This window comes from Aeromonas sp. TS_SC_11 (assembly GCF_057318915.1).
This window is the reverse complement of sequence record NZ_CM170470.1, coordinates 839,234-863,381: the sequence shown is the minus strand read 5'-3', so window position 1 is coordinate 863,381 and position 24,148 is coordinate 839,234. Positions and strand designations below refer to the sequence as shown.

Sequence of the window (24,148 nt, the reverse complement as noted above, 5' to 3'; positions counted from 1 at the left end):
AGTTGCCTTGAATGGGGCGTTTGCCAAAACAACAACGGGGGCTTGGCCCCCGTTGTTGTTGATATGGATGGAAAGTAGATCAGAGCTTGAACAGCGGCCGCAGGCGAATGCCGATCAGGCTGCCGGCCAGGGCCATCAGCATCCAGACCCAGCCGTGCAGGCTGCCCGACGCCGTACCGTCGAAGAAGCCACCCAGGTTGCAGGCGCTGTACATAGCGCCCATTCCCATCAGCAGGCCGCCCAAGATGGATGCCAGGCTGTTGCCGAGCCGCATCGGGGCGAAGTTGCCGCCACCGCTGATGCAGCGCGCCAGCATGGCCCCCAGGATCCCCAGCCAGAACATGCCGACCATGGGGTTGATAAAGAGCGGCTGGGCCAGTTTCGGGTTCCCCTCGAACAGGCCGAACAGGGAGGCGCCGCGCAGCGCCATGTCATAGACGGCGCCCGTGATGGTCCAGGCCGAGCCGTGCAGGGCGACCACGGAGGAGTTGAGCAGGGCGATGAGGATGCCGCCGGTCAGCACGGTGAAGCGGCCGTCGCGCCAGAACAGGTTGCCACCGCTGAAGAGGGGCTTGAGCTCGCCGGTGCGTTTGAGTTCGCTGTTGCGAAACAGCAGGAAGAGCACGGCGACCAGCGCCAGGTTGAGCAGCATGCCGCTCCAGAGATTGCCGGTCAGATCCTTGGCCAGCACCACATGACTGGAGAAGGTAGCCTCCAGCTCGGGGCGGAACTGGTTGCTGATCAGGGTGCCGATGCCGTAGCAAATCAACACCAGCCAGAAGCGGGGTTGCCCCTCGCCGCAGCAGTAGAGGGTGCCGGTGGCGCAGACGCCCGCCAGCTGCATGCCGATGCCGAACAGGAAGGCGCCGACGATGAAGGGAATGCCGATGGCCATCACGTTGCCCACCATGGCGTCGCCAAACAGGGCGTGGCTAAAGGAGAGGAAGCAGGTGAACAGCAGAATTTCGATGGCGATGGTGAGCAGGTGAACCCGCACATAGTAGCTGTTGCGCTTGGTCAGCATTTCGCGCCAACCGAAGACGATGCCGAAGCGGCTGAAGGAGAGGGTGAAGCCGAAGCCGAATCCTAACAGGGCCATCAGGGCCCATTTCATACCAAAGGTGTTGCCGAGCCAGAGTAACGCTCCCCCCGCGAGTACCACGATGGGGAGCGACCATTTTCGATTCATCTTGTTGTTTCCTGTGCGTCATGTGTGAGTGGAAGCCGTGCATCCTATTCCCACATTGAGTCCGATTCCAGCGCGGATCCGTGCCTGTGGCGGAAAATGAAAGCAAAACCCCATCCAGATCAATTCCTGGCAAGGGCACATGGCGAAATGAGTATGAATCTATTTCAGGGGCGGGAAATAATGGTGTGACGAGTGTGAAACTAATTAAATGGAAAAAGATGAATTTAAATTTTGCGCCCTCGAATGCTTTTGGGTAGAATCTCGGCGTGTTATCAACAGATGGAAGGATATTATGGAAAGCGACAGTTGTAGCCGATTGCAAATCGCGATGTGGGCTTGCCAGAGCTGAGGTTGATATCCTTTCTTCCCCCTCACTCTGATTGCTCAGAGTGCAGCATAGAGTGCAGCATCTATATGAGTCACCTTCGACTCTCACAACCGCTTCATCCCGGCCTTCATCAGGGATTGTCGTTGTAAATCTGGATTGTTCCGCTCACCTGCGAGCCATGCCGCCTCGCGACCCTGCAATTGAACGCTTCATCATGCGCCCCGGGTGCTGCCCGTCAGGGCCGCCACAGCGTCGGAACCGTGCATCCGTTCCGTGGCCGTGAAGTGATCGAGCGTAAAATAACAAGATGGACAATACCATATTGAAAACAGATTCGTTTTCGATAGGACAGGTTGCGAAATAAAATAATTGACGTGATTGCTCAATATATTTCGGTCGTGGCAAAGGTTGCGCCGTAATATTTCCATGGGGTGTGGTTTTCTCCGTTATCTTCACCCGCCCGGCATCGCTGACATTATTACCTGCCCGGCATCCAGTTATTTCAAACTGTCGTTATCCTTATTTCCTTTATGGGTGTATGCCGCTCTGGTGGCGGGATCACCGGACTCGTCCGCCGATAATACAGACCCGTGGGTCATGCTCGCCAACGACAGTGTATCTGGCTGTCAGTGGCCGCGCCCGGCCCTCTCTCCACCCCACTCGGAGGATATCGTATGACCGAAGAGCCCAAGCCTCGACCCTCGGGGTCCACGCCTCCCCACGCCTGATCCCCTGCGGGTAACAGGATGCGGAGTCCTGATCCCTGATAGCCCCCTACCTGCTGGCAAGCTTGCCCGACAGACATACCGTCTGGCGGCGCCATGCTGCGCCTGCGCCAACCGGGGGCCCATTGCCTGTCTCACATTAGAACTGACGCCTGGCCTGGCCCGCGACAGGGCCTTGCTGCAAGCGAAAATCAGGATAAAGAGTTATGAAGCAACAACATACCGCCAGCCGGCACAAGCAAAAGGGATTCGTCTCCCCGGGCCGTGCCAATGAGAAGCTCTCCTCACGGGTGCTCGACGAAGCCGACAAGTCCCTCGAATACACCCTCACCGCCGTGCGCGGCAATATCGACGGCCTGACCTCGACCGAGGCGGCCAACCGTCTGGTCCAGTTCGGCCCCAACGAGGTGACCCACGACAAGCCGCCCCATCCGCTGATCCAGCTGATGCAGGCGTTCAAAAACCCCTTCGTGATGGTGCTGATCGTGCTCGGGCTGGTCAGCTACGTGATGGACGTGCTGATGGCCGAGCCGGGTGACGAGGATTGGGTCAAGGTGATCATCCTCGGCGTCATGGTCAGCCTGAGCGGCCTGCTCCGCTTCTGGCAGGAGTACCGCTCGGCCAAGGCGGCCGAAACCCTCAAGTCGCTGGTGCGCAACACCGCCACCGTGCAGCGTCGCCCTTCGCCGGGAGCCCCCTCCCTGCGCAAGGAGGTGGCGATGGTCGAGCTGGTGGCCGGTGACATAGTGCACCTGCAGGCGGGGGACATGATCCCGGCCGACATCAAGCTGATCGAATCCCGTGATCTCTTCATCAGCCAGGCGGTGCTGACCGGCGAGGCCCTGCCGGTGGAGAAGTACGACACCCTGGGAGCCGTGGCCGAGAAGTCGGCGGACGGCAGCAGCACGGGGGAGGTGGGTCTGCTCGACCTGCCCAACATCTGCTTCATGGGCACCAACGTGGTGAGCGGCACCGCCAAGGCGGTGGTGGTGGCGACCGGCTGCGACACCTACTTCGGTTCGCTGGCCCGCAACGTGGTGAGCCACAAGCGCATCGAAACCAGCTTCGATCGGGGTGTGAACAGTGTCACCCGGCTGCTGATCCGCTTCATGCTGGTGATGGTGCCCGTGGTCTTCATGCTGAGCGGCGTCAGCAGCGGTGACTGGATGTCGGCGCTGACCTTCGCGCTGGCGGTGGCGGTGGGGCTGACCCCGGAGATGCTGCCCATGATAGTCTCCGCCAACCTGGCGCGGGGCGCCGTGGCCATGGCCAAACGCAAAGTGGTGGTCAAGCGGCTCAACTCGGTGCAGAACTTTGGTGCCATGGACGTGCTCTGCACCGACAAGACAGGCACCCTGACTCAGGACAAGATCATCCTGGAGCACCACTACGACGTGTGCGGCAGCCGTGACGACCGGATCCTGCAGCTGGCCTGGCTCAACAGTCATCATCAGAGCGGCATGAAGAACCTGATGGACATAGCCGTGATCGAGCACGCCGATGTGCTGGGTGACAGCTGCAAGCCGGGCAACTACAGCAAGGTGGATGAGCTGCCGTTCGACTTCGTGCGTCGTCGCCTGTCGGTAATAGTGCAGGACGATCTGGGCCAGCAGCTGATGGTTTCCAAGGGGGCGGTCGAGGAGATGCTCTCCGTCTCCAGCCACATCGACGACGGCAAGCAGATCCGCGAGCTGGATGAGATTGAGCGCCGTGCCCTGCTGCGCCGCAGTGAGGAGTACAACGCCGACGGTTATCGGGTGTTGATAGTGGCGACCCGCGATATCCCGGCTGCCGAGTGCAAGCAGAGCTACCGGAACAGTGACGAGGCCGGACTGGTGGTGCGCGGCTTCCTCACTTTCTTCGATCCGCCCAAGGATTCGGCCGCCCCGGCCATCCGTGCGCTGAATGACTACGGTGTGGCGGTCAAGGTGCTGACCGGCGACAACCCCATCATCACCAGCAAGGTGTGTCGCGATGTGGGGCTGAACCCGGGGGTGCCGCTGCTCGGCAAGGACATAGAGGTGATGGACGACGTGGCCCTGTGCACAGTCGTCAAGCACACCACCATCTTCGCCAAGCTCACCCCGCTGCAGAAGTCGCGGGTGGTGAAGGCGTTGCAGGCCAACGGCAACACGGTCGGTTTCCTCGGTGACGGCATCAACGACGCCCCGGCGCTGCGGGATGCGGACGTGGGGATCTCGGTGGACAGCGGCGCCGACATCGCCAAGGAGACGGCCGACATCATCTTGCTGGAGAAAAGCCTGATGGTGCTGGAAGAGGGGGTGATAAAGGGACGCGAGACCTTCGGCAACATCCTCAAGTACCTCAACATGACTGCCAGTTCCAACTTCGGCAATGTCTTCTCTGTGCTGGTCGCCTCCGCCTGGCTGCCCTGGGCGCCCATGCTGGCGATGCAGATGCTGATCCAGAACCTGGTGTATGACGTCTCCCAGATGCTGCTGCCCTGGGACAAGATGGATCCCGAGTTCCTCAAGCGACCGCGCAAGTGGGAGGCGAGCAACATCAAGCGCTTCATGCTGTGGCTCGGCCCGACCTCCTCGGTGTTCGACATCAGCACCTTCTGCCTGATGTGGTTCGTGTTCGGTGCCGGCGCCATGTATGCCACCGCCAACGGCAGCATGGATCCCCTGGTCAACGGTCAGGCTATCATGAACTCGGGCTGGTTCATCGAGGGGCTGGTCTCCCAGACCCTGGTGGTCCACATGCTGCGGACCCGCAAGATCCCCTTCCTGCAGAGCACGGCCACTTTGCCGGTGCTGTTGTCGACCTCCATCGCCATCGCCATCGGCTGCTACCTGCCGTTCTCGCCAGTGGCGGAGCACTTCGGCTTCATTACCCTGGAAGCGCCCAGGTACTTCATGTGGCTGGTGATCACCATGCTGGCCTACATGGGGCTGACCCAGGCGATCAAGACCATCTACATCAAGCGCCACGGTCAGTGGTTCTGACGGGATAAGCCTGGTCATCGAGCACCACAGTCGGTGGTGCCCGGTGTGAAACAGATTGCCACGCGGGTCTTTATCCGAGTGAATGCAAAGAGGGATGGCTCAGGCCATCCCTCTTTTTCATGGGGGGCGGGAGGAGATCAGTGCGGGACCAGGGCATAGGCCTCGCCAGCCATGCCGGTCAGGATGGAGAGGCTGACGGCGCCGAACAGCAGGCCCGTGACCAGATTGAGCGGGCGCTGGATCCGGCCAAGCAGGCGTTGGGCCCGCGGGGTGGAGAGGCTCCAGGCCAGCACGCCGAACCAGACCAGAGAGAGCAGGAACAGCTCCAGCACCAGCAGGCCGCGCGTCAGGCCGTCCACCTGCGGCGTCACCATGGCCGCCAGCAGTCCCATGAAGAACAGCAGTGCCTTGGGATTGAGCAGATTGGTGGCAAGCCCGCTCCCTATCCCCTTGCGCCAGCCCTGCTGCTCTCCGCCAGCCTTTAGGGCCAGTGTTGCCGAGCTGTGCCAGGCGGCCTTGAGCGCCCCCCAGCCGAGCCAGCCCAGATAGAGGGCGCCGACCACCTTCACCGCCATGAAGAGCCAGGGATGTTCGGCGATCAGCAGGCTGATGCCGGTCAGGCTGAGGGTGGCGTGCAGCAAGATGGCGAGTGCTATGCCGAGCGCCGCCCCCAGTGCCGTTGGCCTGTGCAGGCTGGTACGCAAGATCAGCGCGAAGTCCGGCCCAGGGCTCGCTAGGGCGATCAGATGGATGAGACCTATGGTCAGAAACAGGCTGGTGAACATGGTGAAACCTCGATGACGGTATGAGGTGACAGCATGGAGGATCAGGGCGGGGAGGCGATTGTAAAAGATTGCATCTGCTGCCGGTCATCGACCGGGCTGGGCTGTCATGGCCCTGGCTAGCCGGGCTGGCCCGTAAAAGACTGCATCTGCTGGCGGTAATCGGCGGGGGTCAGCCCGAATGCCTGCCGGAAACCGTGGTGGAAGTGGCTCTGATCGAAGAAGCCGACCGCCAGCGCCACCTCGCTCACCGGCAGGCCGCTGCCGAGCAGGCGTTTGCCCTGCTCCAGTCTCAGTCGCTTGAGCCAGGCATAGGGGGTCATGCCAGTCTTTTTCTTGAACTGACGCAGGAAGGCGAAGCGATCCAGCCCGAACAGGGCGGCCAGATCCTCCAGGCTGTGGCGCTCATCCAGTCGGGCCAGCAGATAGTCGCGCAGGTATCTGAGCTGGGGATCCGCCAGGGCGTGGCGCTCCGGCGCTATGTGCAGCAGCTCGCCGAGCAGGCCCAGCAGCTGGCTTTCCGCCAGCAGGCCGTCCGCCTGGGGCGTGTCCAGGTACATGTGCAGCCGGGCGAAGCCCTGATAGAGGTCGGGACGGCTCTGCAAGCCCTTGTCGAAGAAAGGTTCGGGGCTGTCCGGCAGCCAGCGCGCCAGCTGTTCGGGGGCAATGGCAAACACCCGCACCTCGTACCCTTCCGGCAGCAGGCTGAGGCCGTCGTGCATCTCGTCCGGGTTGACGGTGGAGAGCTCGCCGCGCACCAGATTGTGGCTGCTGCCCTTGTGGATGAATTTCTGGCCGCCCTGCTGCACCAGACCTATGTGATAGTCCAGGTGAACGTGGCGGCCATAGCTGAACTCCCTGTGGTGGGAGTGGGAGAGTTCAACCCCCGGCAGCAGCCGGGATTGCCAGTAGTGGATGCGGGATTGGGGAGCGCTCATCGGCTATTGATAACCTGAAACCCGAATATTGGCTTGTAGATTATTGCAGTGTCGACGCGGCCATGCCGTCAACCCTGACGGGCAGCCCGGCGCCGCTTGCCGCTGCGCAGTCCGTCCAGGCTGAACAGCACAAGCGCACTCCAGATGCAGCCGAAGGTGATCAGCTTGTCCGGTGTCAGCGCTTCCCCGTACAAGGTCACCGCCAGTATGAACATCAGGCTGGGGCCTATGTACTGGAAGAAACCCAGGGTGGAGAGCTTGAGACGGGTGGCGGCTGCGGTGAAGCAGAGCAGGGGCGCCGTGGTGACCGCACCGGCGGCGATCAGCAACAGATTGAGGTGCCAGTCGTTCTCTGTCATATGGCTGGTGGGGCTGTCGGCAAATCCCCACAGATAGATGGCGGCCGGCGGCAGCATGATCATGGTTTCGATCAGCAGGCCGGTGAGGGCATCGAGGGCCAGCTTCTTGCGAATGAGGCCGTAGATGGCAAAGCTCGAGGCCAGTACCAGGGCTATCCAGGGCAGGGAGCCGAAGGCGATGAGCTGGACGGCGACACCGATCACCGCCAGTCCCACGGCCCACCACTGCAGGCGACGCAGCTGTTCGCTCAGGAACAGCATGCCGAGCAGCACGTTGAACAGCGGATTGATGTAGTAGCCGAGGCTCGCATCCAGCATGTGGCCGTTGTTGATGGCCCAGATAAAGAGCAGCCAGTTGCCGCCGACGGTGACCGAAGTGAAGGCCAGGGTCAGCAGCACTTTTGGCTGGCGCAGCACGGCCTGCACCTTGTGCCACTGGCGCCCGAGCAGGGTCAGCACCATCAGCAGAACGCAGGACCAGATCATGCGGTGGGTCAGGATTTCGGCAGCCGGTACGGCGGAGAGGGTTTTGAAATAGATGGGGGCGAGACCCCAAAGGGTATAGGCGCACAAGGCATAGATGATGCCCTGACGCTGAGCTTGTTGCTGCATGCGGATAACCTTCACTGGAGAGTCGGACGTTGGAAAACATCGCAAAAAATCAGTGTAGCGATCCTTTTGGAGGGAAAGAAGTGAATAAATGGTGATCGGCGGATTTTAGCGGTACATTTCTCTGCTCAGCGGCCCCCGCCACGACGGATCTTCTCGACGTCCAGCAGCAACCACAGCATGAGTGCGATGGCGGAGATCCACGGACCCCAGGTCACATAGGCCTCACCCTGCCCCAAGAGGTAGAACAGCAGGGGCAGTCCTATCACCAGAAACAGTACACTTCCCAGAAAAAATAGCATTTTTATCTTTATATTTAAGGGCTTGTCTAGTTGACGATTATATCGATTGAGGCGGGCGATGAAAGGGCAAAAATGAAAAAGGAGGATTTCTCCCCCTATTTCACGAATGAGCGTCATTTCTGATGCTATTCGAGCTGGATCCAGGTGCTTTTCAGCTCGGTGTACTTCTCCAGGGCGTGCAGTGACTTGTCGCGGCCGTTGCCGGATTGCTTGAAGCCGCCAAACGGCATCGTCATGTCGCCGCCATCCCAGTTGTTGACGAAGACGGTGCCGGCACGCAGGGCGCGGGAGCCCTTGATCGCCTTGTTGAGATCCGCCGTCCAGATAGCCGCCGCCAGGCCGTAGTCGGTGTCGTTGCCGAGTGCTATCGCCTCTTCCAAGGTATCGAAGCCGGTTACCGCCAGCACAGGGCCGAAGATCTCCTCGCGGAAGATACGCATCTCGGGCGTCACCTCGTCGAAGATGGTGGGCTCGATGTAGAAGCCACCGCTCTCCATATTGGTGCGTTTGCCCCCCAGCAACAGCTTGGCTCCTTCCTGCTGACCGATATCGATGTAGCGCAGCACCTGCTCCATCTGGATGCCATCGACCATGGCGCCGATGCGGGTGGCGGGATCGAGGGGGTTGGCCGCAATCCACTCACGCGCATGGGCCAGCAGCCGTTCCATAAATTGCGGCTTGATGCTGTTTTGCACCAGCAGGCGGGAGGCGGCGGTACACACCTCACCCTGGTTGTAGAAGATGGCGCCGGCGGCACTCTTGGCGGCGGCGTCCAGATCCGGCGCATCCGCCAGTATGATGTTGGGGCTCTTGCCACCACACTCCATAAAGGCGCGCTTGAGGTTGGACTTGCCGGAGCACTCCACCAGATGTTTGCCGATCTTGGTGGAGCCGGTGAAGGTGATGCAGTCCACATCCATGTGCATGGCCAGCGCCTCGCCCACCGTATGGCCAAAGCCCGGCAACACGTTGAAAACACCGTCAGGAATGCCCGCCTCTTTCGCGATCCCGGCGATGCGCAGGGCGGTGAGGGGAGATTTCTCGGAGGGCTTGAGGATGACGGAGTTGCCGGTGGCCAGCGCCGGGCCCAGCTTCCAGCAGGCCATCACCAGCGGGAAGTTCCAGGGGACTATGGCGGCGACCACGCCGAGGGCCTCTCGGGTCACCAGCGCCAGAGCGGACTCTTCCACCGGCGCGACCTGATCGTAGATCTTGTCGATGGCCTCGGCGTTCCAGGCGATGCAGTTGGCAGCGGCGGGGGCGTCATACCCCATGGCATCACCGATGGGCTTGCCCATGTCCAGCGACTCAAGCAGTGCCAGCTCCACCTTGTTGAGACGCATCAGGTCGGCGAAGCGCTGCATGATCAGCTTGCGCTGTTTCGGGGCCAACCCGCTCCAGCGTTTGTCATTGAAGGCGGCGCGGGCGGCCTGCACCGCCAGCTCGGCATCGGCGGCATCGCAGGCGGCGACCTTGGTCAGCAGCTTGCCGTTGGCCGGGTTGATGCAGTCGAAGGTGGCGCCATTGATGGCATCCCGGTAGCTGCCGTCGATGAAGGCTTGGGAGGGCAGGGTCAGATGGGCGGCCTTGTGTTGCCACTGGGCCAGGGTCAGGTCACTCATGTTCACTCCTTGAACCGGCAAAGAATTGGTATCCGCGTATCAATATGCTAAACATACTGCCGCTTGTAAATCCATCCTGTAACATTTTGTTAAACAGTTGAGGCTGCTCCCGTCAGAAACTGGCCGGGATGCTTTGCCTGAGAGCAGCTCGAACACTGTTCAATGATGCTGCCTTGCGACTCTGTGTGGCCTTCGAGATCAGCCCGAACCCTGTCAAATGGCGACTTAGAAACTGGCCGGCGTGTTGGCAGAGATCAGCACGCACTCCTGCTCGCCCACGTTGCGAAAACGGTGCGGCGTGCGGCTGTCGAAGTAGTAGCCATCACCCGGTGCCAGCTGGTGGATCTGCTCGCCAATGGTCACCTCGACCGTCCCCTGAATGACAATGCCGCACTCTTCCCCTTCGTGGCTCAGCATGTCGTCACCCGTGTCTGCGCCTGGCGGGAGTATCTCCTGCATCATGCCGATGGCACGGTTGGCGCGGCTGTGGCCCACCAGTCGGTAGCTGATGGGATGGGTGCCAAGATCCGGCATGTCGCTGGCGCGGAAGATCACCTCTGTCCCCATCTCTGTCTCTTCGGTGAAGAAGCTGGCCAGGGACATGGGAATGCCTTCGAGTACCTTGCGCAGTGAGGACACTGAGGGGCTCACCTGATTTTTCTCGATCTGGGAGATAAAACCGTTGGTCACACCGGAGCGTTTGGCCAGCTCGCGCTGGGAGAGGGCCGCCTTGGTGCGAACCGCCTTGAGGCGGTGACCGATATCCATCAATAGACACTCCTTGACTGTTTACTATTATTAAAATTGTGTTAAATATCTTATACCACCCCGGTCGGGGTGACACCAAGCAGGGCAACATTGAGCCCTTTTTTATGGATTCAGGTGTTTAATTTAATAGGCATAAGCCGATAGTTACTAAACACCTTAAGGATGAGGTGACCATGAAACCGATCAGCGACATCAATACGCCCTCCGACATGTCCGCCTTCTGGATGCCGTTCACCGCCAATCAGCAATTCAAGGCGGCGCCGCGCATCCTGAAGTCGGCAGAGGGGATGTATTATCACTCAGAGGATGGCCGCAAGATACTGGATGGCACTGCCGGGCTCTGGTGTTGCAACGCGGGCCATGGTCGCCGCGAGATCGCCGAGGCGGTTTCCCAGCAGATTTCCCACCTCGATTTTGCTCCTACCTTCCAGATGGGGCACCCCTTGCCGTTCGAGCTGGCCAACCAGCTGGTGGAGATAGCCCCCAAAGGGTTCGGTCACGTCTTCTATACCAACTCGGGTTCTGAATCTGTGGATACGGCGCTGAAAATAGCGCTGGCTTGGCAGCGGGCGCGGGGGCAGGGCACCCGTACCCGGCTGATTGGCCGCGAGCGTGGCTATCATGGAGTCGGCTTTGGCGGCATCTCTGTGGGGGGGATCCCCGGCAACCGCAAGTGGTTCGGCTCCCTGCTGACCGGAGTGGATCATCTGCCCCACACCCTCAATATTGCCAAGCATGCCTTCACCAGGGGATTGCCCGACGAAGACCTGACCCTGGCCGACGAGCTGGAGAAGATCGTCTTCCTGCACGATGCCAGCAACATAGCGGCTGTCATCGTCGAACCCATAGCCGGCAGCACCGGTGTCATCATGCCACCCAAGGGTTACCTCAAGCGGTTGCGGGAGATCTGCACCAAACACGGCATTCTGCTGATCTTCGACGAGGTGATCACTGGCTTCGGTCGCCTCGGTTCCCCCTTCGCGGCACAGGAGTTCGATGTCATCCCCGACATGATCACCTGTGCCAAGGGGCTCACCAATGGCGCCATCCCCATGGGCGCCGTGCTGGTGCGCAATGGCATCTATGACGACATGATGGCCGCCGGCAAGGGCGCCATCGAGCTGTTCCACGGCTACACCTACTCAGGTCATCCGGTGGCCGCCGCCGCCGCGCTGGCGACCCTCGACATCTATCGCAACGAGAACCTGCTCACCCGCGCCGCCGATCTGGCGGGCTACTGGGAGGAGGCGGCCCACTCCCTCAAGGGCTGCAAGCATGTGAAGGATGTGCGCAACTACGGTCTGGTGGCGGGTATCGAGCTGGAATCCATGCCCGATGCCCCTGGCAAGCGTGCCTATGAGGTGTTCGTGCGCTGTTTCGAAAAGGGGGCCCTGGTTCGCGTGACAGGGGACATCATAGCCCTGTCGCCGCCGCTCATTATCGAGCGCAGCCAGATCGACGACCTCTTCACCCTGTTGCAGGATGTGTTGCAGACCCAGGACTGACCTTTTTCACCTTGTTTCATGGCGCCCGCGGCTTGTCGGGCGCCATCTCCCTGTGCCCGGCCCGTAGGCCCGCAGGGGAATGCGGATTACTCATCATGGAGGATATATGACATACAGGGTCAGCAACTTTATCGACGGCCAGCTGCAACAGAGTCACAGCGAGCGGTTTGGTGCAATCTTCAACCCGGCCACCGGCCAGCAGCAGGGGAGTGTGGCACTCGCCACCGCCGCCGAATGTGGCGAGGCCATCGCCGTGGCGGAGCGTGCTTTCACCGACTGGTCCCAGACACCGCCGCTGGTGCGTGCGCGAGTGCTGTTTCGCTTCAAAGAGCTGATGGAGCGGCACAGGGATGAGCTGGCGGAGCTCATCAGCCGCGAGCATGGCAAGGTCTTCTCCGATGCCCAGGGTGAGCTGACCCGGGGGCTGGAAGTGGTGGAGTTTGCCTGCGGCATTCCCCATCTGCTCAAGGGGGAGCACTCCCTCAATGTGGGCCGGGGGGTAGACAGCCATTCCATGATGCAGCCGGTGGGGGTGTGCGCCGGTATCACGCCGTTCAACTTTCCGGCCATGGTGCCGCTCTGGATGTTCCCGGTGGCCATTGCCTGCGGCAATACCTTTATTCTCAAGCCCTCCGAGAAGGATCCCTCCCTCTCCCTGCGCATGGCCGAGCTGCTCAAGCAGGCCGGTTTGCCAGATGGTGTGCTCAACGTGGTCAACGGCGACAAGGAGGTGGTGGATGTGCTGCTGACCGACCCGCGGGTCGGCGCCGTCTCTTTCGTGGGCTCCACTCCCATCGCCGAATATATCTATGCCACCGCCTCGGCCCACGGCAAGCGGGTGCAGGCGTTGGGCGGCGCCAAGAACCACATGCTGGTGATGCCGGATGCGGATCTCGATCAGGCGGTCTCCGCCCTGATGGGGGCGGCTTATGGGGCGGCGGGCGAGCGCTGTATGGCCATTTCGGTCGCTGTGGTGGTGGGGGATGAGACCGCCGATGCACTGGTTGCCAAGCTGGCGCCGCTGGTGGAAGCGCTACGGATCGGGCCTGGCCTGGGTCAGGTACCGGAGAACGAGATGGGGCCTCTCATCAGCCGTGAGCATCTGGCCAAGGTGCGGAGTTATGTGGTTCAGGGGGTGGCCGAGGGCGCCCTGCTGCGAGTGGATGGTCGCGGCGTGAGTCACGGGGAAGGCTACTTTATCGGTGGCAGCTTGTTTGACGAGGTAACCCCCGAGATGCGTATCTATCGGGAGGAGATTTTCGGCCCCGTGCTCGTCATAGTGCGGGCCCCGGATTACGAGACGGCGCTCGGGCTCATCAACCAGCACGAGTATGGCAATGGCACTGCCATCTTTACTTGCGACGGCGATACTGCGCGGGACTTCACTGCCAGGGTTCAGGTCGGTATGGTAGGGGTGAACGTCCCCATTCCCGTGCCCATGGCGTTTCACAGCTTTGGGGGTTGGAAACGGTCCATCTTCGGGCCGCTCAACATGCACGGGCCGGATGGGGTGCGCTTCTATACCCGGATGAAGACGGTAACGGCGCGCTGGCCACAGAGCCTGCGGGCCGGTGCCGAGTTCTCCATGCCGACCATGAAGTAAGCAACCATGCAGCAGCTAGTCCAGGCATGGCCCGGTGGTGAAACGCTGCCGGAGTGCCCCGCTATCCCTGTTGAAGGAGTAACAGATGCGACTGGGAATTCTCGATTGTGACCGGCTGGATCCCGATTTGGCGGATCATTTTGGCCCCGTTTACTCCGAGATGTTTATCAAGGGCTTTCGGGCGTTGGCCCCCGAGCTGGAGTTCAGGATCTGGTCGGCGCTCGATGGCGAGCTGCCGGACGATCTGCAAGAGTGTGATGCCTGGCTCATCACGGGTTCGCGGCACGATGCCTACAGCGATCTGCCCTGGATCCAGGCACTGCGCGCCTGGATCCGGCTGGCCCACGATGCCGACGTCAAGCTGGCCGGGGTCTGCTTCGGCCATCAGGTGATTGCGCAGGCGTTGGGGGGCGAGGTGGTGAAATCCACCAAGGGGTGGGGGCTGGGGGTCTCGGTTCACCCCATGCTGGCGACTGGATCCTGGATGCAGCCCGGGCTGGATCAGATCCGGATCCTGGCCAGCCATCAGGATCAGGTGGCCCTGTTGCCACCCGGTGCGACTCGTCTGGCGGGCAACGATTTTTGCCCCAACTTCATGTTCTTGCAGGGGGACCACATAGTCGCCATTCAGGGGCATCCGGAGTTTTCGGTGGAGTACAACCGGGCGCTGATCGAGCGGCGGCGGGACTTCTTGTCCGATGATCGTTATCAGAGCAGCCTCTCCTCGCTGGAGGGGGAGGTGGATTCGGCCACCATGATGCAGTGGTTGTTACAATTTTTGGGCATCCTGCCCGGTAGCGAAAGGGCGACCGGCGGGATCACAGCAGGAGAGCGAGCATGATTATTGGCGTACCCAAGGAAATCAAAAACCATGAATACCGGGTCGGCATGACTCCCGCCGGAGTGCAGGAGCTGGCGGCCCGGGGACACAAGGTACTGGTGCAACAGCAGGGAGGCGAGGCGATCGGGCTGTCCGATGCCGAGTACCAGGCTGCCGGTGCTGAGCTGGTGGCGAGTGCGGCTGAGATATTCGCCCGGGCCGAGATGATAGTGAAGGTGAAGGAGCCCCAGCCGGAGGAGTGTGAACTGCTGCGCCCCGGTCAGCTGCTCTTTACCTATCTGCACCTGGCGCCGGATCCGGTGCAGACCCAGCTGCTGGTCCACTCGGGGGCGGTGGCCATCGCCTACGAGACGGTGACCGACGAGCGTGGCGGTCTGCCGCTGCTGGCACCCATGTCCGAGGTGGCGGGACGGATGGCGATCCAGGCCGGCGCACACAGTCTGGAGAAGGCGCAGGGGGGCAATGGCACCCTGCTCGGTGGCGTGCCTGCAGTGGCCCCTGCCAAGGTAGTGGTGCTAGGGGGCGGCGTGGTGGGCGTCAACTCGGCGCGCATGGCGCTGGGATTGGGGGCTGATGTCACCATTCTGGACCGTTCCCTGCCGCGCCTACGGGAGCTGGACAGCCTCTATGGCCCGGCCCTCAAGACGCTTTACTCCACCCGCACCAATATCGAAGCCTGCATCGCCCAGGCGGATCTGGTGATCGGCGCCGTGCTGATCCCGGGAGCGGCGGCGCCCAGGCTACTGACCCGCGACATGCTCAAGCTGATGCGCAAGGGCTCAGTGCTGGTGGACGTGGCCATTGATCAGGGCGGCTGCTTTGAAACCTCCCACCCCACCACCCACGAGGAGCCCACCTATGTGGTGGATGGCATCATTCACTACTGCGTGGCCAACATGCCGGGCGGTGTCGCACGCACCTCCACCTTCGCGCTGACCAATGCCACCTTGCCGTTCGTGCTGGCGCTGGCAGACAAGGGCTACGCCCAGGCGCTCAAGGATGACAAACATCTGCGGGCCGGCCTGAACGTGTTCAAGGGCAAGGTCACCCAGGCGGCAGTGGCCCAGGCGCTTGGCTACGAGTACGTCAGCGCCGAATCCGTGCTGGCGTGACGCAGTCGGTGTGGATCCGGCTGGCAAACGTCGAGCTGGTTCACAAACCCCGTGATTTCAGGGAGGGCCGTCAGGGCCCTTTCTCATATACTGGGGTCCCTTGTCAGTGAGGCTTCTCCATGTCCCGCATTCTGCTGCTTGCCAATCTCAACTGTGATCATGTGCTCTCCCTCTCCGAACCCCTGGTGGCCGGTGCCCGTCTGCAATACGTGGATCAGGGCCGCAGGCTGGGGGGCGGTGCCGCCAACACCGGCATAGGGCTGGTATGGGCGGGCCACGAGGTGACCATCGCCTCCCGCATCGGGCTGGATGAGGCCGGCGACTGGCTGCTGGAGCAGGCGGCGGGATACGGGCTGGACTGCTCTCATGTGGAGCGCTTCGGGGGCGAAACAGGGGAACTGCTGATCCTGGTGGACTCCACCGGCGAGCGCACCATCCTCAGGCGGCCGCGTCGCCCCGACCTGCCTGGCGACTTGCCGGTGGAGGGGGTGGACTGTCTCTACGTGAACTATCCCGGCACCGCCATCACAGGCTATATGCGCCAGATGCTCGGCAAGAGTTTCGTGGTTGCCCAGTATCCCAAGGGCGGGCAGGCTCGCCGTCCCTGTCACGTGCTGGTGGCCTCCCGCTCCGATCTCGGCGAGGTGAGCGACCCCTGGCTGCATGCTCGTCAACTGGCCGGGGATCAGCTGGAGTGGCTGGTGCTGACCGAAGGCAAGGCGGGGGCCGTGGCCATCCATGGTGAGGAGCAGATCCGGGTCGCGGCGCGGCCCGTGTCAGTTGTGGATACCACGGGAGCGGGGGATGCGTTCGCCGGTGGCCTGATCCACGGACTGGCGCGAGGCATGGCGATCCAGGATGCCTTGCAGTGCGCGGTGGACTGGGGCGCCTTCGCGGTTGCCTCCGAGAGCTCAATTCCCTCCACAGCTCTGAAAAACTGGCTCAAGCAGCCCCATTGAATCCACACAGCAGGAGTCGTGTGGTGCACGCCGATCCGCGCCGGCCTTGGGGATGGCGTGGCGAAGTTAGCCGCCCAAAACCCCTCAAACCCGGGAGCCAGCCTGCAAGTTTGCGATCAATCAAAGAAAGTGTCGATTTATGTGCATCTTCATCGACACCCGCCTGAGCTGCTCTTAACCTTGTCACTCCACGACTCGGATTAAGATGCGGACTCTGCGCGGGCGCAAGAGCTGTCCCGCCTCTTAGCTTTAGGTTGTCGTCCTGATTTCCAGCTTGTAGTAAGAGGCAAGTGCGACCATGCAACTGACACGATTTACCGACTATGCCCTGCGTACCCTGACTTTTTTGGCGGTTCAGCCGGGAGATCGCCTGTCGACCATCACTGAGGTGGCCGATACCTTTGCCATCTCCCGCAACCACGTGGTCAAGATAGTGCATCAGCTTGGCATCAAGGGGTACATAGAGACGGTACGCGGCAAGCATGGCGGCATCCGCCTCGGTCGCTCCGCCGTCTCCATCAACCTGCGTGATGTGGTGATGGACATGGAACACGTGCTCTGCCCTGTGGATTGCAAGCGCGAGAACTGCCGCCTCTCCGGTGGCTGTCGCATTCAGGGTATTCTGCGCCGCGCCATGAACGCCTTCCTCGAGGTGCTGGGGGAATACACATTGGCCGATGCGGTGCGGGATCCCACTCGCCTCTGCCACCTGCTCGGCATTGAGCACGACTCCATTCTGGCCATGGCATAGAGCCAGCGTCAGACCATGAGGGGCCCACGGGCCCCTTTGTGTTTTCTGGCGTCTGGTAGCAGTGGAATATGGCTTCAGTGCTGAAGACGGGGTTCTGGGGGGTCAAAGCTGTGGGATCAGGGTGATGGCGCCGTGCAAGCAGGCGAGACCGCAGGCACCGCAGCCATCACACGCCGCCATGTTGACGCTCACTCCATCGCTGGTAGCCTTGATCGCCTGCTGGGGACAGGCATCTTCACACAGCAGGCAGTAGAAGCCCTGCCGTGCCTGACAGCTCGCTTCAATCTGAACCCGGGTCTGCACCTGGCGCCCCCATTGCAGATCGAGAGCGCCGGTCGGGCAGGCTCTGGCACAGCTGCCACAATAGCTGCACTGGCCGCAGGCGAGATCCAGCACAGGGGTGCCGGCGATGGCGGTACCTTCGTATTCGGGTTGACTGGCCGGTTTGAGCAGGCCGTTGGGGCAGGCCTTGAAGCACTCACCGCAACGGGTGCAGAGGGAGAGGTACTGGGACTCTTCGATCGCCCATGGCGGGCGAGCCTCGTGACAGACCACGTCCGGTTTGCGGGTGCCCCCCAGTGCGTGCGTCAGCCATCGACAGAAAAAATGAGTCATGCTCACCCCTGATACCTATTAGGGGTTAATTTTATCCAAGTTTCTGCTGGCAAGCCAGAGAATAGCGGCGGTCAGGATCGCAAGCCGGGTTGCCCTTGTGTAAGCTAGGCGGGTCTTTTTGCGGGATTGAATGAACTCATGTGGTTATTTTTGTGGCGTGCTTCTCTGTTGTATATCTTCCCTCTGCTGATGTGGGCTTACTGTCGCATCAAGGGTATCGAATTCGCCGAGCTCGATACCGGGGTTAACAGTCACAAGTGGGTGGTGCTGGCCGCCTACCTCTTCTACGTGCTGCTCTGGCTGCTGCTCAACCGTTACCTTGAGCTCTTCCTGCGTCAGCGGAGCCGCAAATGATCGAGCTGGCGACCTGGGGGCCGGCGCTGCTGGCAGCCCTGCTCGCCCTCTGTGTCGGCTGGTTGGCAGGGCGCCGCTTTGCAAGCGCCCAGGAGCAGGAGTTGCTGCTGACCCAGGAGCGCCATCAGGCGCTGCAGGATCGCTTCGACGAATTGCAGGATGAGCGGATGCAGGGTCAGCAGAAGCTGGATCAGCAGCAGACCCTGCTCATCAAGCTCACTGCCCGCCTCAAGGATGCCGAAGCTACCCTGCGCAGCGAGCGACTGGCTGCCGCCGAGAAGCTGCAACTGCAGCGGGATGGGGAACAGCGTCTCAGCCAGCAGTTTGAAAACCTCGCCAATCGTATTTTCGAGCAGAACTCGGGTAACTTTCGCGACCTGAACCAGAACAGTCTGGATCTGCTGCTGACACCGCTGAAAGAGCAGCTGGAAGGCTTCCGTCGCCAGGTGGGAGAAACCCACGCTCAGGAGACGGCCCAGCGCCACAGCCTCAAGTTCGAACTGGAGCGTCTGGCCGAGCTCAACGCCCGCATGACCGAAGAGGCGGCAGCCCTGACCCGCGCCCTCAAGGGGGACAGCAAGCAGCAGGGTAACTGGGGGGAGGTGGTGCTGGCCCGCATCCTCAGTGAATGCGGTCTGCGTGAGGGCCACGAGTACCACACCCAGGTCAATATCGAGCTGGACAAGGGCAAGCGCTATCAGCCCGACGTGATCGTCCATCTGCCGCAAGAGAAAGACATCATCATAGACGCCAAGGTGTCGCTGACCGCCTACGAGCGCTGGTACAACGCCGATGACGCGCTGGAAAAAGCGGTAGCGCTCAAGGAGCACGTCGCCTCGGTGCGCAACCATATCCGCGAGCTGGGCCGCAAGGATTACCAGCAGCTGCCCGGGGTGCGTACCCTCGACTACGTGTTGATGTTTGTGGCGGTGGAGCCCGCCTTCCTTACCGCACTGGAGGCGGACCCTTCCCTGGTACGCTACGGCCTCGACAACAACATCTTGCTGGTAAGTCCCACCAACCTGATGGTGGCGCTGCGGACCATAGAGAACCTGTGGCGCTACGAGCGGCAGAACCAGAATGCCCGCCAGATTGCCGAGCGTGCCGGGCGCCTCTACGAGAAGCTGCGGCTGTTTGTGGAAGAGATGCAGCAGATGGGGGGCAGCCTTCACAAGGCGCAGGAGAGCTATGACAAGGCGATGGGGCGGCTGGTCAACGGCCGTGGCAACCTGATCGCCCAGGTCGAGCGTTTCCGCGAGCTGGGGGTGGAGGTAGCCAAGCCCCTGCCAGAGACGCTGGTCAATCGCGCGCTGGAACGGGAAGACCCGGCCGAATAGCACCGAGTCTTGTCAGCATCATGAGATGGAGAAGGGCAGCCGCAGGGCTGCCCTTCTGTTTTCTGTGTTCTCGCTATCCTGGCAGGAATTACTGCTTCCAGAACGAGGGGAAGAAGATCACGGCCACGGTCAGGATCTCGAGGCGCCCCAGCAGCATGCCGAACGACAATATCCACTTGGCAGAGTCCGGCAGGGTGGCGAAGTTGGTGCTGGGTCCTATGACGGGGCCCATGCCGGGGCCCACGTTTGCAACCGCAGTGATGGAACCCGAGATGGCGGTCAGGGGGTCCAGGCCGATGGCGGCGAGCAGGGCGGCGATCAGCAATATGATGGCGAAGTAGGCCAGCACGAAGGAGATCATGGATCGAATGATGGCATCGCTGACTGGGCGGCCGTTGTACTTCTGCGGGAAGACAGCGGAGGGATGCATCAGCTGGCGCATCTGCTTTTTGAACAGGGCGAATGCTACCTGCACCCGGAAAATCTTGAGACCGCCGGCAGTGGAGCCGGAACAGGCGCCCAGTGCCAGCAAGATGATGAAGATGATGCTGGTGAGGGGTCCCCAGGTACCGAAGTCGCCGAGGCCATACCCCGTAGTGGTGAGCACGGAGACGATATTGAAGCTGCTGATGCGCAGGGCATCCATAAAGCCGTAGATATCTCTGACCCACAGATAAAATGTGACGACGACTGTGACCCAGACTACCAGCCAGAAGAAGCCCTGCACCTGAGCATCCTTGAGCAAGCTGTTGTCACGGCGACTCAAACTCTGCACATAGAGCAGGAAGGGCAGACCGCCCAGAAACATGAAGAGGGTACCTATCCAGTGCGCCGAATGGGAAAAGTGGGACATGGATTGGTCCGAGGTGGAATACCCCCCGGTACTGAGCGTGGTCATGGCGTGGTTGACCGCCTCGAACAGCGTCATGCCGCTCACCCAGTAGGCGAGGAAGCAACACATGGAGAGCACCAGATAGACCACCACTATGTTGTTGGCCACCGTCTTGGCGCGGGGGGCACTCTTGTCAGACCAATCCGAGCTCTCGGTCTGGAACAATTTCATGCCGCCCACGTTGAGGTAGGGTAGTACCGCCACCGCCATCACGATAAAGCCCACGCCCCCCAGCCACTGCAGGGTAGAACGCCACAGCAGTATGCTGTGTGCCATGCCGTCCAGCCCCGAGAGCACTGTGGATCCCGTGGTGGTGACCCCTGACATTGTCTCGAAATAGGCATCGGCAAAGCCGATGTGGGTGATGAAGACGAAGGGCAATGCCCCGAAGATGCAGGCAACGACCCAGACAGAGGTGGTGAGCAGGAACATCTCACGCACGCCGAGGTGAAACGCCGCCTTGCGGCCGTAGTGGAGGCAGAGCAAAGCAGCACCATGGGTGATCAGCACGGATTTGAGGAACTCGACAAATCCCTCCGAGCCGGTGAACAGGGCAAGCAGGGTGGGCAACCACATAAACAGGGCCAGCTTGGAGAGCACCAGCCCCAGAGTGAAGATGATAGGACGCAGCTTGATCATGCAGGATAACCTGGTCGTTGAGTGACAAGAGACCCGGATACCTCGATTGGGAGGCAGTGCCGGGTCTGGGTTGTGCTGGCTGGATGCATGGCAGATTACAGGAAGAAGGGACTTGGCTGGAACAGCCGTTCCACTTCCGGTATGTACTTCTTGTCCACCAGGAACATCACCACATGGTCATCCTGCTGGATCTGGGTGCGATCGTGGGCGATCAGCACCTCATCACCACGGACAACGGCGCCTATGGTGGTGCCGGGCGGCAGCTTGAGCTCGCCCACCGTCTTGCCCACCACCTTGGAGGTGTTCTCGTCACCGTGGGCTATGGCCTCTATGGCTTCGGCCGCCCCGCGTCGCAGGCTGTAGACGTTGGCAATATCGGCCCGGCGCACGTGGGTCAGCAGGGCCGAAATGGTGGCCTGCTGTGGCGAGATGGCGATGTCGATGGAGCCGCCCTGCACCAGGTCCACGTAGGCGCTGCGCTGGATAAGCACCATTGTCTTCTTGGCACCCATCTTCTTGGCAAGCAGGGCCGACATTATGTTGGCCTCATCCTCGTTGGTGACCGCGATGAAGACATCGATCTGATCGATGTGCTCCTCGGCCAGCAACTCCTGATCCGCTGCATCACCACAGAAGACGATGGTGTTCTCCAACTGTTCCGAGAGTTGCTCGGCCCGCTTCTGGTTGCGCTCTATGAGCTTGACGCTGTAGCGCTTCTCCAGCTGACGGGCGAGACCGGCCCCTATGTTGCCACCCCCGACTATCATGATGCGGCGATAAGGGCTCTCGAGCCGCTGGAGCTCCGACATGACGGCCCGAATATGACCGGCGGCAGCGACGAAGAACACTTCGTCATCCGCTTCTATGATGGTGGTGCCTTGCGGACGGATGGAGCGGCCCTGGCGGAAGATGGCCGCTACCCGGGTCTCTATGTTGGGCATGTGATCCCGCAGAGTGGAGAGAGCATTGCCCACCAGGGGGCCACCATAGTAGGCCTTGACTGCCACCAGACCCACCTTGCCACCGGCAAAGTCCACAACTTGCAAGGCGCCGGGATATTCGATCAGTCGGCGAACATAGTCGGTGACCAGCTGTTCTGGCGCTATCAGGTGATCCACCGGCACGGATTCCGGTAAAAACAGCCGGTCCCGCTCGGTCAGATAAGCCGGGGAGCGAATGCGCGCCACTTTGTTCGGGGTATTGAACAGGGAGTAGGCCACCTGGCAGGCGATCATGTTGGTTTCGTCGCTGTTGGTGACCGCCACCAGCATGTCCGCATCCTGTGCACCCGCCTCGCGCAGTACCCTGGGGTGGGCGCCGTGACCATTCACCACCCGCAGGTCGAACTTGTCCTGCAGCTCCCGCAGACGGTCGCTGTCGGTATCGACTATGGTGATGTCGTTGTTCTCTCCGGCCAGGTTCTCGGCCAGGGTGCCACCGACCTGACCTGCGCCCAGAATGATGATCTTCATAGGGACCCCTCATGGGACGAGGATGGGTTGTTACCGCTGACAATATGGCAGGGATCAGTCATCAACATGGTGATCTTCATAGGGAAAACGTGCTCGATGTTGCGCAGTAATGGGGGCTGTCAGCCAGCACCCCTCATGATCATGGTCACTGCTCTGCCTATCGCTTGATCAGCTTGGCGTAGTAGAAGCCATCCATCTCGGCTTCGCCTGGCAGGAACTGGCGGCCCGGGCAATCTGGTGTGTCCTGCGCGTGCAGCGGCACCAGGGTTGCATCTGGCGTAGCGGCCAGGAAGGCGCGGATCTGTTCGCGGTTCTCTTCCGGCAGCACTGAGCAGGTAGCGTAGAGCAGAGTACCGCCGCTTTTCAGTTTCGACCAGAGGGCGATCAGAATACGGCGCTGCAACTCGGCCAGCTCGCGGATGTCCTGATCCCGGCGCAACCACTTGATGTCGGGGTGACGACGGATGACACCGGTGGCGGAGCAGGGGGCGTCCAGCAGGATGCGATCGAACTGGCCTTGTGGCCACCACAGCTCAGGGGTGCTGGCATCACCATGGATCACCCGGGCCTGGAGGCCGATACGATCCAGGTTCTCCTGCACACGCTTGAGGCGGTTCTCGTCGGCATCCACGGCCACTACGCCAGCCAGTGCGGGTTGATGCTCAAGCAGGTGGGCCGTCTTGCCACCGGGAGCGGCACAGGCATCCAGCACCCACTCACCCGGCTGCGGATCGAGCAGTCGGGCGGCCTGTTGGGCAGCACCGTCTTGCACCGAGCAGTCACCTGTCTCGAAACCGGGCAGCTTGGTCACGTCGCAGGGACGTTCCAGCAGAATGCAATCTTCGCCCTCCTGACCGGCAACCGCATTGATGCCAACTTCGGCCATGCGAGCCAGCATCTGCTCGCGGCCCTGACGCTGGCTATTGTTGCGGATCCACATGGGGGGGCGCTGATTGTTGGCCTCCATGATGAATTCCCAATCTTCGGGATAGGCCTGACGCAGGCGCTTGGTTAGCCACTCCGGGTGACCGAGGCGAATACTGGGGACTCGGTCGATGCGCAGCAATATGACTTCGGCGCTGCGCTGGAAGTTGCGCAGCACACCGTTGATGAGGCCGCGCAAGGAGGTACCCTTGAGCAGCTTGACGGCGTTGACTGTCTCGGCCACAGCGGCGTGAGCCGGAATGCGGGTATAGATGAGCTGATAGAGACCGACCAGGATCAGATAGTGGAAGATGCGGCTCTTGTTCTTGAGCGGCTTGTCCATCATCTCGCCCACCGCCGCGTCGAGGCGGGGCAGCCAGCGCAGGGTGCCATAGCAGAGTTCTTGCAGGAGGGCGCGATCGCGGGGCGCAACCTTCTCCTGGGCAGCAGGCAGAACAGCGGAGAGGGATTGACCCTGATCCAGCACCTGTTGAATAACGAGAGCGGCCTGTGCACGTGTTTTCATAGTGTTACCTTAGATGCGCAAGTCGGG

General features: G+C 61.3%; 20 protein-coding genes. 9 read left to right on the top strand and 11 right to left on the bottom strand.

What is annotated here, in order from left to right; genetic code table 11:
* Nucleotides 1-79 precede the first annotated feature (79 nt).
* Nucleotides 80-1,114 carry a YeeE/YedE thiosulfate transporter family protein gene (locus AC1P02_RS04085; protein WP_265422413.1) on the bottom strand — a complete coding sequence of 345 codons (1,035 nt, stop codon included), beginning with the start codon at nucleotides 1,112-1,114 and terminating at the stop codon, nucleotides 80-82.
* A gap of 1,334 nt (nucleotides 1,115-2,448) precedes the next feature.
* Between AC1P02_RS04085 and mgtA the strand changes: the two genes are divergently transcribed.
* Entirely contained in the window at nucleotides 2,449-5,211 is a 2,763-nt protein-coding gene (gene mgtA, locus AC1P02_RS04080) for a magnesium-translocating P-type ATPase (protein ID WP_485184202.1), read from the top strand.
* Between the two features lie 137 nt (nucleotides 5,212-5,348).
* On the opposite strand, the gene AC1P02_RS04075 is transcribed toward mgtA, so the two are convergent.
* From AC1P02_RS04075 to AC1P02_RS04050, 6 genes are all read right to left on the bottom strand, one after another.
* Complete coding sequence (locus tag AC1P02_RS04075; protein WP_005319980.1) at nucleotides 5,349-5,996, bottom strand: LysE family translocator; 648 nt, start codon at nucleotides 5,994-5,996, stop codon at nucleotides 5,349-5,351.
* A 116-nt stretch (nucleotides 5,997-6,112) separates the two neighbouring features.
* Nucleotides 6,113-6,931 carry an AraC family transcriptional regulator gene (locus AC1P02_RS04070; protein WP_485184200.1) on the bottom strand — a complete coding sequence of 273 codons (819 nt, stop codon included), beginning with the start codon at nucleotides 6,929-6,931 and terminating at the stop codon, nucleotides 6,113-6,115.
* 68 nt (nucleotides 6,932-6,999) lie between these two features.
* Nucleotides 7,000-7,902, bottom strand: a complete 903-nt coding sequence (gene rarD, locus AC1P02_RS04065; RefSeq protein ID WP_058395614.1) for an EamA family transporter RarD — start codon at nucleotides 7,900-7,902, stop codon at nucleotides 7,000-7,002.
* Between the two features lie 125 nt (nucleotides 7,903-8,027).
* Nucleotides 8,028-8,201 carry a hypothetical protein gene (locus AC1P02_RS04060; protein ID WP_165484205.1) on the bottom strand — a complete coding sequence of 58 codons (174 nt, stop codon included), beginning with the start codon at nucleotides 8,199-8,201 and terminating at the stop codon, nucleotides 8,028-8,030.
* Between the two features lie 125 nt (nucleotides 8,202-8,326).
* The gene (locus AC1P02_RS04055; protein ID WP_485184197.1) at nucleotides 8,327-9,823 is read right to left on the bottom strand and encodes an aldehyde dehydrogenase; all 1,497 of its coding nucleotides are present in this window, start codon (nucleotides 9,821-9,823) and stop codon (nucleotides 8,327-8,329) included.
* A 225-nt stretch (nucleotides 9,824-10,048) separates the two neighbouring features.
* Entirely contained in the window at nucleotides 10,049-10,591 is a 543-nt protein-coding gene (locus tag AC1P02_RS04050) for a cupin domain-containing protein (RefSeq protein WP_005319966.1), read from the bottom strand.
* Nucleotides 10,592-10,764: 173 nt separating this feature from the next.
* Here AC1P02_RS04050 and aptA point away from each other — a divergent pair, with 173 nt between their 5' ends.
* The 6 genes from aptA to AC1P02_RS04020 all read left to right on the top strand — a co-directional run bounded on the left by aptA (nucleotide 10,765) and on the right by AC1P02_RS04020 (nucleotide 17,362).
* Complete coding sequence (gene aptA / locus AC1P02_RS04045) at nucleotides 10,765-12,096, top strand: omega-aminotransferase AptA (RefSeq protein ID WP_427241844.1); 1,332 nt, start codon at nucleotides 10,765-10,767, stop codon at nucleotides 12,094-12,096.
* A 106-nt stretch (nucleotides 12,097-12,202) separates the two neighbouring features.
* On the top strand, nucleotides 12,203-13,699 hold the full coding sequence (locus AC1P02_RS04040; protein WP_485184194.1) for a CoA-acylating methylmalonate-semialdehyde dehydrogenase: 1,497 nt from the start codon (nucleotides 12,203-12,205) through the stop codon (nucleotides 13,697-13,699).
* Between the two features lie 85 nt (nucleotides 13,700-13,784).
* Complete coding sequence (locus tag AC1P02_RS04035; RefSeq protein WP_096119968.1) at nucleotides 13,785-14,540, top strand: glutamine amidotransferase-related protein; 756 nt, start codon at nucleotides 13,785-13,787, stop codon at nucleotides 14,538-14,540.
* Nucleotides 14,537-15,652: an alanine dehydrogenase gene (gene ald / locus AC1P02_RS04030; RefSeq protein WP_058395608.1), complete on the top strand. Its 1,116-nt coding sequence runs from the start codon at nucleotides 14,537-14,539 to the stop codon at nucleotides 15,650-15,652. Before AC1P02_RS04035 ends, ald begins: the two co-directional genes overlap by 4 nt.
* 119 nt (nucleotides 15,653-15,771) lie before the next feature.
* A complete protein-coding gene (locus tag AC1P02_RS04025; protein ID WP_021138667.1) occupies nucleotides 15,772-16,611 on the top strand; it encodes a PfkB family carbohydrate kinase in 840 nt (279 codons plus the stop codon).
* A 298-nt stretch (nucleotides 16,612-16,909) separates the two neighbouring features.
* The gene (locus tag AC1P02_RS04020; protein ID WP_005319948.1) at nucleotides 16,910-17,362 is read left to right on the top strand and encodes an Rrf2 family transcriptional regulator; all 453 of its coding nucleotides are present in this window, start codon (nucleotides 16,910-16,912) and stop codon (nucleotides 17,360-17,362) included.
* Between the two features lie 102 nt (nucleotides 17,363-17,464).
* On the opposite strand, the gene AC1P02_RS04015 is transcribed toward AC1P02_RS04020, so the two are convergent.
* Complete coding sequence (locus AC1P02_RS04015; protein ID WP_005319946.1) at nucleotides 17,465-17,977, bottom strand: ferredoxin-type protein NapF; 513 nt, start codon at nucleotides 17,975-17,977, stop codon at nucleotides 17,465-17,467.
* Nucleotides 17,978-18,115: 138 nt separating this feature from the next.
* Between AC1P02_RS04015 and AC1P02_RS04010 the strand changes: the two genes are divergently transcribed.
* Together AC1P02_RS04010 and rmuC are read left to right on the top strand one after the other, a co-directional pair.
* Nucleotides 18,116-18,331: a hypothetical protein gene (locus AC1P02_RS04010; protein ID WP_485184190.1), complete on the top strand. Its 216-nt coding sequence runs from the start codon at nucleotides 18,116-18,118 to the stop codon at nucleotides 18,329-18,331.
* A complete protein-coding gene (gene rmuC / locus AC1P02_RS04005) occupies nucleotides 18,328-19,668 on the top strand; it encodes a DNA recombination protein RmuC (RefSeq protein ID WP_058395605.1) in 1,341 nt (446 codons plus the stop codon). The genes AC1P02_RS04010 and rmuC overlap by 4 nt, the downstream gene beginning before the upstream one ends.
* A gap of 88 nt (nucleotides 19,669-19,756) precedes the next feature.
* Here rmuC and AC1P02_RS04000 read toward each other — a convergent pair whose 3' ends face one another.
* From AC1P02_RS04000 to rsmB, 3 genes are all read right to left on the bottom strand, one after another.
* A complete protein-coding gene (locus AC1P02_RS04000; RefSeq protein ID WP_005319936.1) occupies nucleotides 19,757-21,199 on the bottom strand; it encodes a TrkH family potassium uptake protein in 1,443 nt (480 codons plus the stop codon).
* Between the two features lie 95 nt (nucleotides 21,200-21,294).
* Nucleotides 21,295-22,671 carry a Trk system potassium transporter TrkA gene (gene trkA, locus AC1P02_RS03995; protein WP_005319933.1) on the bottom strand — a complete coding sequence of 459 codons (1,377 nt, stop codon included), beginning with the start codon at nucleotides 22,669-22,671 and terminating at the stop codon, nucleotides 21,295-21,297.
* 157 nt (nucleotides 22,672-22,828) lie between these two features.
* Nucleotides 22,829-24,121, bottom strand: coding sequence for a 16S rRNA (cytosine(967)-C(5))-methyltransferase RsmB (gene rsmB / locus AC1P02_RS03990; RefSeq protein ID WP_408136348.1), 1,293 nt, complete (start codon nucleotides 24,119-24,121; stop codon nucleotides 22,829-22,831).
* Nucleotides 24,122-24,148: the final 27 nt, after the last annotated feature.